This window comes from Streptomyces sp. G-G2, assembly GCF_030063135.1.
Taxonomy (GTDB): domain Bacteria; phylum Actinomycetota; class Actinomycetes; order Streptomycetales; family Streptomycetaceae; genus Streptomyces.
Genome location: NZ_JASISO010000051.1, coordinates 1 through 14,943, shown reverse-complemented (window position 1 = coordinate 14,943; position 14,943 = coordinate 1). Strand labels below are relative to the sequence as shown.

Below are 14,943 nucleotides of genomic sequence, written 5' to 3'. Positions count from 1 at the left end.
CCGGTCGACCAGGCGAAGGTGGGCCGCAGCTCGGTGCGCCGCCGCGCCCGGGGCATGACGCACACGGAAGCCGCGGCCGCGCTCGAGGACGCCCGCTTCGAAGCCCGGCAGGACTCCAGGCACGAGGACCTGGCGAACGATGAGCGCGGACCGGCGGAGCTCGCGGAGTGGGCGCGCATCACGCAGCTGCTCGCCGGGACCGACGACGTGTACGACCCGCAGGGCGACGTCGTCGTCCAGGCCGAGCTCGCCGCCGACACCGCGGCCGCCGCCGCCCGGGAAGCTGAGCTGCGCGAAGCCCAGCGGATCGCGGCCCGCGCCGACGAGCTCCAGGCGCTGCGCGAGCTCGGCACTCTGGAGCAAACCAAGCCCCACACCGGCGACGAAGCCGTACGCGACGAACTCACCCGGCGAGCCGGCGGCTACGTCCAGGCCGACGTCGACGCCTGGCTCGCCCGCGCCCTGACCGCGCACCTCGGGCACTACCGCGACCCCGCCGCCCGCGAATCCGCGGCCGGCCTTCTGACGCCGCCGGTCCTCGCGCACGCCGCGCTGCTCGCTGAACTCACCCGCCTGGTCCCCGGCGCTGACGTCGACGAGCTGGCGTTCGCGGCCCGGCTGGCCACCACCGAACCCGAAGCCGCCGGCGCGCTCGCCGCGTTCCTCGCCCGCGTCGAAGGAACCCGGGCGTGAGCGACGGGTAAGAGCCGGCCGCCCGCGAGCCCGGACCACTGTCACGGTGACAGAAAGTGAGCGTGACACCAGTGTCACGCTGCCCCGGAATCGTGTCACGCCGGGTGTCACGCCGCCTCAAATCTGCCCCTGTTTGTCCGTTTCTCGGAGCTGTAGAGCTCTCCAGGGGCCGATTTCGAGGGTGCAGTGTGACACTCAAGATCGAACGTCCCGCGCACATGTGAGGAGTACGGAGCGTAGTTGCGGGCCAGGTTCCGGCGGAGTGCTCCCCGGCCCGCCTGCCCGGCGATACCGTGGCAGGACACGCCAGTTCTGCCCTCTGGAGCCCTCGATGAGCGAACAGCCGGCCGCCCCCGCTGACACCGCCGCCCGGCAGCTGGAGCCCGCGGCCGCCGACGCGGTCCGTGCGTACGCGGCCAAGACCCGCGCCGACGCCGACCGGTTCGCCGCCGTCCTGGAGGACATCGCCACCAACGGCCTGCCCGACCCCGAGCAGTGCACCCCGTGGGAGGAGCTGCGCGAGGCCCACCTCACCCGCCTCGCAGCCCAGCGCCCGGCCGTCGCCTGATGCCCAGGCAGCACGGCCCGCGCCGCGCCCGGATCACGTTCTCCGACTCCGCCGCGAAGCAGCTTGAGAGCCTCACCAGCGAGGCGGACATCCACGCCCTGGACCGCGCCCTGGTCGTCGTCTCCGTCGACCCCGAGGTCGGCGAGCCGATCCCCGGCGGCGCCGCCGGCCCCCAACTGCGCGAGTACGCCGACGACGTCGAGCGGGTCCGCTTGCTGTACTGGGTTTCGATTTTGCGGACCGTGGTCGTCGTCGCGTACATCGAGGTCTGACCCGACCTCCTCGACCGGGCCGACCGCGTGCTGCTCGCCCGGGTCGAAGAAGCCGGCGCCGACGGCGAGGACGGTCCGCTGCAGACCGCCATGTTCATCGTTTGGTGAGGGATCGGGTTCATAACCTGGTGAGGGATCGCTCGCGTAAGAGGAAGACCTAGGACTGACCGACCAGATGACGAACGCGTTCTTCCCACCCGCCGTAGGCGAAGTACCTGCAGTAGGGGCTGCGGAAGATCTCGCAGACGCGGATGGGCGGTCGATGGTGCTGGTGCGCAGTAATCGCACGGCCGGGCGGAGCTTGCCGCCGCGCCTGTCACCCCGAGCGCGCTTGATCCTTCCCGGCGCTGTGCGGCCCCCTGCGGCGCTCTGAGCGCTTCCAGGCTCCCGAGCGACGATCATGGGCCTCTCGCGCGCTCACAGCGGCGTACAGCGCTTCGCGCGGTCCGGGGTGCCTCAGCAGCCTCCTGGCCGCCTGCCGCAGCTCGTCTCCGGCGCCGGTGTTCTCGTTCTTCCCGCCGCGAGCTCTGCTCTCAGGGGGGGGAGAGTTCAACCCGCGCATAGGTACTACAAGTACCTAACTACATTGGGGTGCAAGAAGCCGCCCGCTTCCGACCCGCTCAGACGGCCCCGGCCCTCTCCCGGAGAAGCCCTGGCGGCGCTCTTCAACCCCGGCCGGACCTTGCACCCTTCCGCTTGCTGCCCGTCGTGCTGCACGGGCTGCTGCTCCTGGTGGCGAAGGGTGCAAGGGCAGCGGAGGGGTGCAAGACGGGATGCTGCCCCGGTCTCCCGGCTCGCGGTCCAGCATTCACCGACCCAGGCGGCACACGGGTGCTGCACGGGTAGCAAGGCCAGCCTCACCAGTGCAGCGGGCAAGGCGACGAACCCGCTCCAGCCGCTGCATGGAGCGAGCCCGCTCCGAGCTGTCACTGGTTGTTCTGCTGCTCCAGAACAACCCGGTTCACCTGGTGCTACCGCCCACTGGCGCTGCCAGGCGTTCGGCGACGGCCACGAGGCCGCTCCCGTTTGTTCTGCTCCTCCAGAACAAGGCGGTTTAGCTGGTGCTACCGGCACGGTCGGGGCGGGGCATGAAGAAGGCGCCGCACCAGGGGTGCGGCGCCTCGAACCTTCGGTGGGGCGTTCAGCCGGTGGGGGCGAGGTTGGCCATCTGGGCGGCGAACCGGGCCCGGCGTTGTTCGGTGAAGCGTCCGGGTTCGGCGGCTTTGATCTCCGGGACCTTCATGACGGGGGAGGAGACCGCGCCGCCGGTCAGTAGCGGGTGGAGCTGGTAGAGGCCGTCTTCCAGGCTCCAGGCGAGTCCGCACTCGCGGAGCTCCTTGAAGCCGCGGTTCACGGTCGGCTTGCTGGCTCCCAGCTCGCGTGCCATCTCGTTCTGGCTGATCGAGGCGGTGCCGGTCTCCGGGTCGCTGAGGTACAGCAGCTCGTCCAGGACGCGGCGGCCGGCGGTGGAGACGTCGACCAGGGCCAGGAGGCGCAGTACGGCACGGGGGATCGTGACGGGGGCCTCCGTGGGAGGGCTGGGGACGTAAGAGCTGCTCACGGAGCCTCACCACTTCCGATCAGGTCGGGACGCTGTAACGAGGATATGCCGCGCGAGTTCACGCGGTCGCCTTGCGTACGGGACGCCGCTGCCGGAGCGTGACGACCTTCTCCTTGCGGCGAGCGGACTCCGCGGCCTTCTTCTCCGCCTCCCGCGCCTGGCGCCACTCGGTGGGGTAGTCGGAGTGCGGGATGAGGCAGGCCGGGCCCTCCGCGCCGTTCCAGAGCGCCTGCCACTTCTCCTGCTCGCCGGAGGTGCCGGCCACGGTCAGCCACGGGTTCAGCTGGAGGACGCCGCGCTTGGCGGTGCGCATCCAACCGACGTGCGCGAAGAACTGCGACGCCTCGTTCACCGAGGCCGCCGACAGGTTGCACCGGGCCTGGAGGTCGCGCTGGTTGGTCTTCACGAAGCCGCGGGCAGCAGCCCGGGTCTGGTCGTCGGCGCGGTTGGCGTTCTGCAGCGCCACCAGCTTGCACCAGACCTGGAACCAGGAGCCGGGCATCTTGAGGCTGCCGAGCACGTCCATCAGCAGCCGGGCGTCCAGCACGTAGCCGCTGCACTCCGCGCTCGCGGCGAACTCGCGGCCCTTGATCTTCTCCACGCCCAGGATCAAGCCGCCCTTGCCGTCCGACCGCGCAACCACGCGCTCGCCGGGGCGGACGATCGGCAGCTGTTCCATCAGCACAGTCCTCCAGAGATGATCAACGTTTGAGCCTGCACGGTAGCACTAGGTAAACCGGCTTGTTCTGGAGAAGCAGAACAAACCGTGGCTCACAGCTACCTGATGACCCGTCAGGTTCAGGGGGTGTTTGTTCTAGATTTCCAGAACACCCGAGACGCGTTTGTTCTGGAAATCTAGAACAAACGGTTTCGCATCACCGCAGGTCAGACCCGGTTTCGGCACGGAACGCTCTTATGTGTCACTAGAGCTCAACCACCACGCGAACCCCGGCCGACACGCCCTGGCGCGTCCGGGCAAGCAGCTGGCAGCAACGGGCGTGTCGCCGTCGACAACCACCGGATCGAGGAGGCCAGCGCCCTGTGGCTGAGCAGGCTTCGCGTTCGGCACCGCGCCCTGGTGCGGGTCGTGGACGGCAGCAGCGGCGCTGCGTCTCGCGTTGGCTCGGACCGTGACGATCAAAACCAGGGAAGCGTGGCTGGCGCCAGTGGGCGGTTCCGCCGCCCGGCCCCAGGGGGCCGTTCGGCTCCGGTACCTCCGTACGCCGGAATTCGAGCTTTCCGATATCTGAGGAACCGTTCGGTGGCTCGGGTCCGCATCTTCTCAATTCGTTATTCCTCGGATGAGTGGTGGAACTGAATTCCGGCGCTGATGCCGTATCAAAAGGCGCGCCCCGCCCGGGCGGTTGCGGGGTGTCCCGTGTTTCCGCCAACGGTACATGCTGCATCAACCCGATGCATGCACTACACTAGAACTCACACCAACGAGCGACACCCACCCCCTACTGCTGCCAGCCGGGCCCGCGCAGCGGGCCTTCAAGGGACTGGAGACGCAGCCGGAAGGACCCTCAAGGGATGGGTGAGCGCAGCGGACCCACCCCACCAGGCCGCGCAGCGGCCCCTGACCCGCCACCACATCCCGCCCGCACCCTGCCCGCTGGGCACTCGCCCGGCAGGCAGGGTGCGGAGCGCCCGGCCTCTGGCCCGCGCAGCGGGCCGGCCCCTCAGGCTCCCGGAGCGCAGCGCAGGAAGCCACCCAGGCGAAGCCTGGGCAAGGCCCGCGCAGCGGGCCGCCCCCGCCCTCGCGCAGCGAGGGCGTTCTCTTGCACATCGCGCAGCGGGTACCACATCGCTGCGCGATGTGCAAGGGGCGCGGTCGCTGCGCTCCCTTGGCCCACGCGGAGCGTGGGCGCCTCCCTCCGCTGCGCTCCTGGAGGCAGTGGGGCCGGCCGCTGCGCGCCCGGCTGGCCGCGCGGTGCGCGGCCGGGCTGCGGGGGTGTGGTGGTGCGGGCCTGTGGGGCCTCCAGTACGGGAGTTGGGGGAGCGCGGCGCGCTCCCGGCGGGTCCGCTGCGCTCCCCCGCCTGACGGTCCTTCCGGCTGCGCCTCCAGGACCGTTAGGGCCCGCTGGCGCGGGCCGGGCTGGCTACGAGATGGGGGGTCGCTCGTTCGTGTGAGTTCCAGTGTAGCGTATGCATCGGGTTGATGCAGCATGTACCGTTGGCGGAAACACGGGACACCCCCCAACCACCTGGGAACTCCCCCGGAATCCCGAGAGGAACGACCGCAGATGACCGGTCACCACGAATCTACCGGACCCGATCCCGCGCTGAGCAGCGATTCCATCCGCCGGGTGAGCCAGTATCAGACAGCGGGCGTCAATGCCCGGCTCCGGCTGTTCGCGCTCCTGGAGGCGCAGGGCGTGCCCGCGAGCGAGGCGGACGACCTGGTGGCCGCGCTGGAGGCCGGAGCGGTCGCCGGGGCACAGAGCGAGATCGTGGAGCTGGACGGCATGGCGCCGCGCTCGCGTGGCCCGGAGTTCGGGGACGGCTGGGATGACGGCGTGACGGCCGTGAGCGAGGCCCTGGTGCGCATCACGGACCGGGAATGGTCCCGGCGCGGCGGCCGGTCGGCCGGGGCCGCTGAACTGGCCGTACACATCGCGGACGTGAGGCAGCGTGAGCGGGCCGACCTGGTGCGGCTGGAGAGGTACGTCCGGGAAGCCGTACTGCCGGCCACCTACCCCCACACCACGGCGCGCCGCCAGGTCCTGGAGGCGCTGGGTGAGGCCGGCGGTCTGTGCACCGCGCGGACGGTCAACAGCGATGGGGACTACGTCGTCTGCACGCTCGATGCCGGTCACTACGACCCGGACGACAAGCCGCCCTTCAAGGACGGAAAGCCCGGCGGCTGGCACAAGGCGGGTGCGTCGATCTGGAACGACTTGGGCGCGGCCTGCATTCCGCACGCGGCCCTCTGAAACATCACACGAATTCAGCGCTCGGGGAGGCAAGGAAATGTCAGCGATTCGGCTCAAGGAACATCAGGTAGATCAGCGGTCCGCGTTTCGTAGGTGGGTGGGATTTCCTGCAAGGTCATCTGTGCCCCCGCAGGGGGCCCGGGGCACGATCGTGTCAGCGACCGGTTCGGGCAAGACGATCACTGCCGCCGCGTGCGCGCTGGAGAGCTTCGCGGACGGCCGGATCCTCGTCACCGTCCCGACCTTGGACCTGCTCGCCCAGACCGCCCAGGCGTGGCGCCTGGTGGGCCACCGGGCCCCGATGGTCGCGGTGTGCTCGCTGGAGAACGACGCGGTGCTGAACGAGCTGGGGGTGCGCACCACCACCAACCCGATCCAGCTCGCCCTGTGGGCCGGGTCCGGGCCCGTGGTCGTGTTCGCCACGTACGCCTCTCTCGTGGACCGCGAGGACATCGACGCGCCCGTGGACCAGCGGAAGACGCGCGGGCCGCTGGAGGCCGCCCTGGCGGGTGGAGAGCGCCTCTACGGGCAGCAGATGGCCCCGTTCGACCTCGCCATCGTGGATGAGGCGCACGGAACCGCTGGTGATCTTGGGCGGCCGTGGGCGGCGATCCACGACAACGCCCGGATCCCGGCGGACTTCCGGCTCTACCTCACCGCGACCCCGCGCATCCTCGCCGCGGCCCGGCCTCAGAGGGGCGCGGACGGCCAGGAGGCGGAGATCGCGTCCATGGCAGACGACCCGGACGGCACGTACGGCGCGTGGCTGGCCGAACTGGGGCTCTCGGAGGCGATCGAGCGCGAGATCCTCGCCGGGTTCGAGATCGACGTCCTGGAGATCCGCGACCCCTCGCCGGTCCTCGGGGAGTCGGAGGAGGCGCGGCGCGGCCGGCGCCTGGCCCTGTTGCAGACCGCGCTCCTGGAGCACGCCGCCGCGTACAACCTCCGTACGGTCATGACGTTCCACCAGAAGGTCGAGGAAGCCGCCGCGTTCGCGGACAAGCTCCCCGAGACGGCCGCCGCGCTGTACATGAACGACACGTCCGACGCCGACCTGGCCGCCGCCGACAAGCTGCCGAAGTCCTCCATCGACGCCGAGTTCTACGAGCTGGAGGCCGGACGCCATGTACCCCCGGATCGGGTGTGGTCGGCGTGGCTCTGTGGCGACCACTTCGTCAGCGAGCGGCGCGAGGTTCTGCGCCAGTTCGCCAACGGCATCAACGCGGCCGGGCACCGGGTCCACCGCGCGTTCCTCGCCTCCGTTCGCGTGCTCGGCGAGGGCGTCGACATCACCGGCGAGCGGGGCGTGGAAGCCGTCTGCTTCGCCGACACCCGCGGCTCCCAGGTCGAGATCGTCCAGAACATCGGCCGGGCGCTCCGCCTCAACCGAGACGGCACCACCAAGGTCGCCAGGATCATCGTGCCGGTGTTCCTGGAGCCCAACGAGGACCCCAACGACATGGTCGCCAGCGCCTCGTTCCGCCCCCTTGTAGCGGTCCTCCAGGGGCTCCGCAGTCATGATGAACGACTCGTTGAGCAGCTCGCTTCCCGCGCACTCACGAGCGGGAAGCGCAAGGTCCACGTCCGGCGTGACGAGGACGGTCAGATCGTCGGGGCCGGCGGCGGGGGCGACGGCGAGGACCAGGGGGACGACGACACGCAGGCCGCCGCCGAAGCCGCCCTGCTCCACTTCTCCAGCCCGCGCGACGCGGCGACCATCGCCGCGTTCCTGCGGACCCGGGTCTACCGGCCGGAGTCGCTGGTGTGGCTGGAGGGCTACCAGGCCCTGCTCCGGTGGCGGGCGGAGAACGAGATCGCCGGCGTCCACGCCGTGCCCTACGACGTCGAGGTCGAGGTCGGGGTCACGAAGGACTTCCCGCTCGGGCGGTGGGTGCACCAGCAGCGCAAGGCCCTGCGGGCCGGGGAGCTGGAGGAACGCCGCAAGACCCTGCTGGACGCCCCCGAGGCCGGGATGGTCTGGGAGCCGGGCGAGGAGGCGTGGGAGGCCAAGCTCGCCGCACTCCGGTCCTACCGGCGGGCCACCGGGCACCTCGCGCCGCGTCAGGACGCGGTGTGGGGCGAAGGCGAGGCAATGATGCCCATCGGGCAGCACATGGCCAACCTCCGCCGCAAGGGCGCGAAGAACGGTCTCGGCAAGAACGAGGACACCGCGACAACCCGCGCCGCGCAGCTGACCGCGATCGACAAGGACTGGGACTGCCCCTGGCCCCTGGACTGGCAACGGAACTACCGCGTCCTCGCGGACCTGGTCGACGCCGACGGCGTCCTGCCCAACATCGCGCCGGGCGTCGTCTTCGACGGCGACGACGTCGGCAAGTGGCTCCAGCAGCAGAAGCAGCCGGCCACCTGGGCGCAGCTCCTGCCCAAGCAGCAAGCGCGACTGACTGCGCTGGGCATCCAGGCCCCTGAGGCCCCCTCTCCCGCCCCGGCGTCGACGTCCGCGACGAAGGGCCCGAGCAAGGCGCAGCAGGCGTTCCAGCGTGGCCTGGAGGCCCTCACGCAGTGGGTGGAGCGGGAAGGCGCGGGCCGAGCGGTTCCGCGTGGCCACGGCGAGCCGATCACGGTCGACGGCGAGGCGGAGCCCGTGATCGTGAAGCTGGGTGTGTGGGTCTCGAACACCAAGTCGCGGCGGGAGAAGCTCAGCGCCGAGCAGCTCGCCGCCCTCGCGGCGCTGGGCGTGGACTGGGCGTGACACCGGCTGCGGCTGATCGTTGGACAGGCTGGTCAAGTGAAGTGCACCGAGAGGCCCCGGGCGTCATCGCCCGGGGCCTCGTGCTGTCGGCTCCCGGACATGGCGCGGGCCTGCAACGCGAGGTGCAACACCGGCTCCACGAGCCTCTATCCGGGCTCTCACCGCAGGTCAGAGTGCAACGCGCGGCGGTGTTGCACTGAACGTGTTGCAGCGCCAGGAGCTGGTGTTGCAGTCGTCGGCGCCGGGCTGGGCAGAAGCTCTGCGAGGGCGGGACCGGCGCTGACAGACTCGGGTGCGTCGTGATCACCGAACGTCGACGGAGGACGCAGTGAGCCAGCAGGAACAGCCCTGGCAGCCGGGCCCGAACGATCTGCCCTTCACCTTTCACCTGATCAACCCGCACGGCGACCGGCATCTCGGCTTCAACGAGGTCGAAGGCCGGTACTACCGGCTGTGGCAGCACAAGGCCCCCGAGCGGCTCCACACCGGTGACGCCATCTTCCTGCGTCCCAGCGACATCAACCAGATCATCAGCTACGCCATGATCTGGGTCCGCAACCACCCCGAAAATCCGCGCGGCTACGAGCTCATCGACGAAGTCGCCGCCGGGGCGAAGGGGATCGTCATGCACTTCGCCCAGGCCGCCCAGGCCCCGTCACAGGGTTAGGACGACGTCCCGCCCGCCGCACCCCAGCCCCGTGCGAACGGCCTCCTCTTCACCCCGGCTATCGCGGGGTAAGAGGTGTCGCCGTCCGGGGGAGGCTTGCCCACTGGCCCTGACCAGGGATGTTGGGCAAGATCACGAAAACGGGGGTCCCACTCCCGGCCCTACCTCCGGTGCAACCCCTAGAGCACCTCTACGTGCAACCCTCCAGCCCCCTTCCGGTGCAACCCTCTGCAGGGCGGGCGTGGTCTCCAATAGAGCCGCATGACGACCCCGGCGCACCGGCGGAGGGTGTGGGGGCTAGATCGAGCGCGAGAACATCTGCTCGCCGGGGAGCGGGGAGGCGCCAACGTCGCGGTGCCTGGAATTGCCGGGAAGGATGACCGGCTGGCCCGGGGCATGGAGGGTGAACCCGTGGCGCCGGTAAAACTGGGCCAGGTCGGCGTCTCCGGCGGTGAACTGCCCGTATGCCAAGAACGCGCGATGTTCGCGGTGGATTGCCAGAGCCTTGATGAGGAGAGCCGAGGCGATTCCCTGACGGCGGTGGTCGTCGGCGACGGCCAGGGCGCGGATCTTGACGTATGCCATGGCGGTGGCCCCCAGGGCTACGGGGTCTGCTCCGTCGCGCTCCATTCCGCCAAGGACGGACAGGGGCGGGATGCTGGAGGAGACGCCCACGATGCGCGCGGTAGGCGTGTGCTCGGCGACCAGGAATACGAACCGCCCGGCTCCGAACTTGCTCATGAACGGACCGTCTTCGTCGATGAGTTCCCGCATGGGCTCGCGGTCGTCGAAGTCGCCATGCCCTTCCATGGCAAGAGCGGCGAGGTCGGTGAATGCTTTGCCTTCTCCGGGGCGGGCCTCCCTGATCAGGATGTTGTCGGGCAGCTCGCCAAGGCGGCGGCGGCGGGATTTGCCAGGCTTGTGTCGTCCCACGGGCGTCCTCTCGGGTTGGGGCAGGCCGTGACCCGCGCCGGTCACCAGGGCACCCAGTGGCCGGCGGGAGGCACGGACACCAGTAGGACGGAAGGCCGTACTTTGATGCGGGCCAATGCGGTCATCACGCCGCTGAAGACGTGAATGATGGCGCGATTCATTCGACTCGAGGGAGTCCTTCAGCTCCCTGTCGGTGCAGCCCTCTGCGGGGCGAGCGCGACCTCCAGCCGGTCCAGCCGTTCGTAGAGGGCGCGGACCAGGCGGGCCCGGTTCTGGACGCAGCGCACGGTGCCCTCCAGCGTCGCGGACAACCTGCTTTCCGCCTCGCGCAGGACGACGTCGGCGAGCGCCCGGGGCCCGCTGCTCTTGGGCAGCTGGTTCGCGCGGCGCCGGACGTCGGAGGCGACTGCGCGGGCGTGGCCGGTCAGCTGGAGGCCAATCTGCTCGTAGTCACGCTCGGCGAGCGTGTCCTCGCCGGTCCACGCGAGGACTGCCTTGACGAGGCACTCATACGGCTCGCGGTCGAGCGGGAGCTCCGCCTCGATCAGCCCGCTGGGGTCGTACAGGATCGTGTGGCTGCTGGTGTGCATGGCGGGCCTCGCTGCCGGAAGCGTCTCGTACGGGTGGTCGGCGGTCACCGCGGGGCGCCGTCGCCGAGCTCGTCGTCCTGGTCCTCAGTCGGCCGGGCGAGGAACCGGGCGAGTCCCCGGTCCGCGCGGGCAAGCAGGGCCGGGGAGGGCCGGCCGAAGTCAGGGCGTTGGAGGCCGGGGCCGTCCGGGTCGGGGCCGGCGGGTGTGGGTGCGCTCATGGGGCACCGCCTCCGTTGCTGGGGTGTCGGTGTCGTTCGACGCTACGGAGGCCGCGGGTTGTTCCTCAACGAGATTGCGGGTAATTGCGGGAGGTTCACTCCAGGGCGTCCATCGCGGCCGCGATGAGGGCGCGTGCGGCGTCGCCGTGCACCGCCATCTCCGCGAGGCCACCGAATGCCTTCAGGTAGTCGGCGATCTCGCGCGGCTGGGTCACCTTGATCTCCGCTGTGAGCGTCTCCACCACGGCCGTGGTGTCGTCGTGGACGTAGAACGCCTCAAGCGGCCACACGGTGCGCTGCGCGGTGAACGGGATGATCCCCAACGAGAGGGACGCCAGCGGCATCACGGCCAGAAGGTGACGCAGCTGCCCGCGCATGGCGTCGGGGTCGGCGGTGCGGAAGCGCAGGACCGACTCCTCCATGAGGACGACGTAGCGGTGGCTGCCCTCGTAGAGAAAGCGGGAGCGGGCGACGCGGGCGGCGACGGCTTCGGCGACGTCGTCGGGGGTGCCCTGGAAGCGCGTGATCTGCCCCATGAGGGCGGTCGCGAACGCCGGGGTCTGGAGGAATCCTGGCGGGACGTTGGAGAGGTAGACGCGGCAGATACGGGTCTGCTCATGGAGGTCGTACCAGTCCTCTTGGACCTTGCGCATGCCGCCCTGGTGCAGGCGGCGCCACTCCATGTACATCGAGTCGACGGCGCGGGCGGTGGCGATGAGGTCCGGCGCCTGGTCGTCGGCGCCGCACGCCGCGCACCAGGTACGGATGTCGGTATCCGAGGGCGCGGCGTCGCCCTTCTGCAGGCGGGTGGTCTTCGCGGGGTGCCAGCCGCACCGGGCGGAGAGTTCCTTCCCGGTGAGGCCGGCGTCCTTGCGCAGGTGCTGCAGGCGTGCCGCGAGCGCTACGCGGGCTCCTTGGGCGCTGGAGGAGGGAGAGGCGGGCATCGGCAGATCGAGTCCTAGACGGTGTACTTCTCGTGCGGGACGCCGCGTTCCCACACGGTCTCGAACGCGGCGGCGCACAGCGCGACGGCGGCCGGCTCCGTGGTGCGTTCCTTGCCGTCTGGTGCCCAGTCGCCGGTGCCGGTGAAGTGGTGGAACTGCACGAGGCGGCCGTCCAGGAGCCAGAAGTCGTTGCCCGGTAGCGGGATGTCGGAGGCGCGGCGGCGGGGTAGCCAGCGCACGTCCTCTCCGGCCTGGAGGTTGAGCGGGGTGATGGCGTGCTCGTAGCGGATGTAGTCGGTGACCGGCTCGGAGACGATCCGTGCGCGGCGCATCACCACGCCGCGGGCGACCGCCCCCTGGACGAGCGGCATCCACTGCGGCCAGAACGAGCGGCCCGCATCGAGGTTCGGGACGCCGGTGCGCAGGAAGGACTCGAAGTCGTCGGCTTCGTCGCCCACCGCGTAGACGTCGCGCATCTCCAGGTGGACCGCCGTGCGGTGGGTGTCGGCGAGCAGCTCAGCGAACGTCGCGGTGTTCAGCGGCTCGTTCGGCTGCATCGCACGCCTCCCTCAGAATCTTCACCATCCGGAACGGGACCCGGATCACCCGCTCGTGCGGGGGGATCCCCGTCGTGTGGCCGGCCACCCACTCAGTGGAGCCGACCAGGGATTTGAGGAGTTCGTCAGCTTCCTCGCCCTGAACGATCAGGTCGGCGCTCTCCTCTTCCACCCACACCGTCGGTGATCCCTCGCCGCCGGTGTTCGGGTCGATCCCGACGAACCGTAACGTCATCGCGTGCTCCCGTGTCGAGTCGGTTGCGCATAGTTGCGCGATGACCGTCCCGCGCACTGGACCCCTCGGTCAAGAGCGCCGTCCCAACGGCTCGCCACCGCTCCCTGGCAGGCGCGGCACGGGCCAGGCCGGCTCCCAGCGCCAGGACGCCCACCGGTCCACGTCCGCGAACGGCCCTGCCCGTTCCTCGAGCATCGCGAGGACCTGGGCGCGGGCGAGGTCTCAGCGCGCCGGGGGCGGGGTGGGCAAGCCGCCGTTCGGGGCGGCTTGCCCAGGTGCGCCAGACGGGTGAACGACAGGCCCGCGGCGCACCTGGGCTGCCGGGCAGCCTGTTGTGGGTTCAGCGGACCGATCGGCCCGTCCACGGGGTCACATCTGCGAGGCACAGCATGGGACGTCACAAGCAGCACAAGCCGCGCCGCCCCCAGGGCGAGAGCGGCCAGCCGACCACGGAGTGGTTCGGCACCGTGTTCCACTCCACCGAGGGGATGCAGCATCTGGACGTTCGCCAGTCCGGCAACGGCGTCCTGATCACCTCCGCCCCTGCCGAGATCGACGGGGTTCCGGCCGCGTGGCCGCTGCGCCTGCGCAACGAGGACGACGGGCAGGGGCTGAACGAGTTGGGCGCGGCCCTCGCTGCCGGGCAAGGTCACGTCCGGGTCGTGTCCGAGGGGCCCGGACACAGGACCGTCCTGGCGTTCATGCCCAACCAGCCCGAGGACGGCCTCGCAACGCTGGCCCGGGTCCGCACCAGCGGGGGCCCGGACGGCGACGTCGTCTTCGAGCGGAGCGCGGAACGTCCGATGGGGCTGTGGGCCGAGGCCGGGGAGAATCTTCTGCGGATCGTGCCACTTCTCGGTCCGGACGCGCCGCCGGCGGACGAACTCGAGGACTGCCAGCTGTGCCCCGGTTGCTACCGGCTCGTCTACGAGAGCTCGTCCTCACACACCCTCGTCGGCGCCAGCCTGATGCCGGTGTTCGGGCTGTGCCGACTGTGCGCCGAGGGGACCACGCTGCGCTCGCTGCGCCAGGCCGACGTACCCGTCGATGCGCAACAGCTCGCCGTCCTCGAGACCGTGGCCGCCGCCCTGGCGTAGCCGAGTCGCCGGCCTGGGCAAGCCGCCCTCGCTGACGGGCTTGCCCAGCCTCCCCTTGTGCTTGCCCAGCCGCTCAGGCTTGCCCGACCGCCAGCTCCCACAGCGGGCGGGCAAGCCCGGTCCCGTCGCAGTGGAAGCACCGGTCGCCCCCGACACTAGGCCGGGGCCAGAAAGGCCCGAACGTGGCAAACACACACCGTCAGGCGCCCCCGAGCGAATGCGGCACCTGCACCAAGATCCACAGCGTCCTGATCCAGCACCGCAGCCAGGCCCTTGGTCAGCCGCTGATCGGCGCGGCCATCGCCGCCGCTACCGGGGTGAGCCGCCAGGTGACCCTGCTTCACATCGGCCACATGGTCGAGTGCGGGTGGATCGCCAAGGACCGGCGAACCCCGATCATCCAGACCACCATCGACCGGCTTCCCGTCCGGGGCGGCACCCCGATCACATGGGCCACCGGCGCCGCCCTTTCCTGCCGTACCTGTGGGCGCGTCCTGCTGTTCCTCGCTACCCACGCCAACCCCGGAGAGTGGTTCGCCCGCATGACCGCATCTGAGATCGCCTCCGCCCTTGGCATGACCGAGCGCGCAGTGCGCACGCACACGGCCGCGCTGACCGGCCGTCGCCCCCACTCCTGCCACCCACTGGAGGCGGCTCTCCTCCACGGCCAGCGTGTCCCCGGGACCGCAGGGCACGGCGGACTCCAGTGGACATTCCTGGCAGACGGCAAGGCACGCCCAGCGCCACCGTCTTGAGGTTTACTCCGCCCGTCGATTCCTCATGGCTGGGAGCTCTGGGCAGGCCCCCAGCAGGATGGCCTGCCCGTCCTGCGGGGGGCCACCGGCCGCCGCGGTTGTCGTAGACGGTGATGCGCAGTTCGCTCAGAACGCGGGGCGTCCTGCGCGCCCAGGACGGGTGGGGTGCCGGTCAGCCGATGGCGGATTCCGCGATCTCGGGGG

General features: G+C 70.6%; 16 protein-coding genes. 8 read left to right on the top strand and 8 right to left on the bottom strand.

All coding sequences use genetic code 11. The features are described from left to right. Positions 1-54 precede the first annotated feature (54 nt). The 3 genes from QMF80_RS31155 to QMF80_RS31145 all read left to right on the top strand — a co-directional run bounded on the left by QMF80_RS31155 (position 55) and on the right by QMF80_RS31145 (position 1,533). The gene (locus tag QMF80_RS31155; protein ID WP_283459360.1) at positions 55-693 is read left to right on the top strand and encodes a hypothetical protein; all 639 of its coding nucleotides are present in this window, start codon (positions 55-57) and stop codon (positions 691-693) included. Between the two features lie 331 nt (positions 694-1,024). Beyond that, entirely contained in the window at positions 1,025-1,261 is a 237-nt protein-coding gene (locus QMF80_RS31150) for a hypothetical protein (protein ID WP_283459358.1), read from the top strand. Next, the gene (locus tag QMF80_RS31145; RefSeq protein WP_283459357.1) at positions 1,261-1,533 is read left to right on the top strand and encodes a hypothetical protein; all 273 of its coding nucleotides are present in this window, start codon (positions 1,261-1,263) and stop codon (positions 1,531-1,533) included. Before QMF80_RS31150 ends, QMF80_RS31145 begins: the two co-directional genes overlap by 1 nt. Before the next feature lie 1,141 nt (positions 1,534-2,674). Here the strand turns inward: QMF80_RS31145 and QMF80_RS31140 are convergent. Together QMF80_RS31140 and QMF80_RS31135 are read right to left on the bottom strand one after the other, a co-directional pair. Beyond that, complete coding sequence (locus tag QMF80_RS31140; protein WP_267725733.1) at positions 2,675-3,094, bottom strand: helix-turn-helix domain-containing protein; 420 nt, start codon at positions 3,092-3,094, stop codon at positions 2,675-2,677. Between the two features lie 58 nt (positions 3,095-3,152). Beyond that, a complete protein-coding gene (locus tag QMF80_RS31135; protein ID WP_283459354.1) occupies positions 3,153-3,773 on the bottom strand; it encodes a hypothetical protein in 621 nt (206 codons plus the stop codon). A gap of 1,630 nt (positions 3,774-5,403) precedes the next feature. On the opposite strand from QMF80_RS31135, the gene QMF80_RS31130 reads away from it, so the two are divergent. The 3 genes from QMF80_RS31130 to QMF80_RS31120 all read left to right on the top strand — a co-directional run bounded on the left by QMF80_RS31130 (position 5,404) and on the right by QMF80_RS31120 (position 9,410). Beyond that, the gene (locus QMF80_RS31130) at positions 5,404-6,030 is read left to right on the top strand and encodes a hypothetical protein (RefSeq protein ID WP_283459353.1); all 627 of its coding nucleotides are present in this window, start codon (positions 5,404-5,406) and stop codon (positions 6,028-6,030) included. A gap of 37 nt (positions 6,031-6,067) precedes the next feature. After that, complete coding sequence (locus QMF80_RS31125) at positions 6,068-8,743, top strand: DEAD/DEAH box helicase (RefSeq protein WP_283459351.1); 2,676 nt, start codon at positions 6,068-6,070, stop codon at positions 8,741-8,743. Positions 8,744-9,071: 328 nt separating this feature from the next. Then, positions 9,072-9,410, top strand: a complete 339-nt coding sequence (locus QMF80_RS31120) for a hypothetical protein (RefSeq protein ID WP_283459349.1) — start codon at positions 9,072-9,074, stop codon at positions 9,408-9,410. 297 nt (positions 9,411-9,707) lie between these two features. Here QMF80_RS31120 and QMF80_RS31115 read toward each other — a convergent pair whose 3' ends face one another. From QMF80_RS31115 to QMF80_RS31090, 6 genes are all read right to left on the bottom strand, one after another. Then, complete coding sequence (locus tag QMF80_RS31115; protein ID WP_283459347.1) at positions 9,708-10,343, bottom strand: GNAT family N-acetyltransferase; 636 nt, start codon at positions 10,341-10,343, stop codon at positions 9,708-9,710. Positions 10,344-10,522: 179 nt separating this feature from the next. Next, on the bottom strand, positions 10,523-10,933 hold the full coding sequence (locus tag QMF80_RS31110; protein ID WP_283459345.1) for a DUF6415 family natural product biosynthesis protein: 411 nt from the start codon (positions 10,931-10,933) through the stop codon (positions 10,523-10,525). 44 nt (positions 10,934-10,977) lie between these two features. Then, positions 10,978-11,151: a hypothetical protein gene (locus tag QMF80_RS31105; protein WP_283459343.1), complete on the bottom strand. Its 174-nt coding sequence runs from the start codon at positions 11,149-11,151 to the stop codon at positions 10,978-10,980. Positions 11,152-11,246: 95 nt separating this feature from the next. Next, positions 11,247-12,095, bottom strand: a complete 849-nt coding sequence (locus QMF80_RS31100) for a helix-turn-helix domain-containing protein (RefSeq protein WP_283459341.1) — start codon at positions 12,093-12,095, stop codon at positions 11,247-11,249. Between the two features lie 14 nt (positions 12,096-12,109). Next, positions 12,110-12,652 (bottom strand): DUF6879 family protein, encoded by a 543-nt coding sequence (locus QMF80_RS31095; RefSeq protein WP_283459338.1) that lies wholly within the window; start codon positions 12,650-12,652, stop codon positions 12,110-12,112. Continuing rightward, on the bottom strand, positions 12,612-12,887 hold the full coding sequence (locus QMF80_RS31090; protein WP_283459336.1) for a hypothetical protein: 276 nt from the start codon (positions 12,885-12,887) through the stop codon (positions 12,612-12,614). Before QMF80_RS31090 ends, QMF80_RS31095 begins: the two co-directional genes overlap by 41 nt. A gap of 389 nt (positions 12,888-13,276) precedes the next feature. Here QMF80_RS31090 and QMF80_RS31085 point away from each other — a divergent pair, with 389 nt between their 5' ends. After that, positions 13,277-13,984, top strand: a complete 708-nt coding sequence (locus QMF80_RS31085; RefSeq protein WP_283459334.1) for a hypothetical protein — start codon at positions 13,277-13,279, stop codon at positions 13,982-13,984. A gap of 182 nt (positions 13,985-14,166) precedes the next feature. After that, entirely contained in the window at positions 14,167-14,739 is a 573-nt protein-coding gene (locus QMF80_RS31080) for a hypothetical protein (RefSeq protein ID WP_283459332.1), read from the top strand. Positions 14,740-14,943 lie beyond the last annotated feature (204 nt).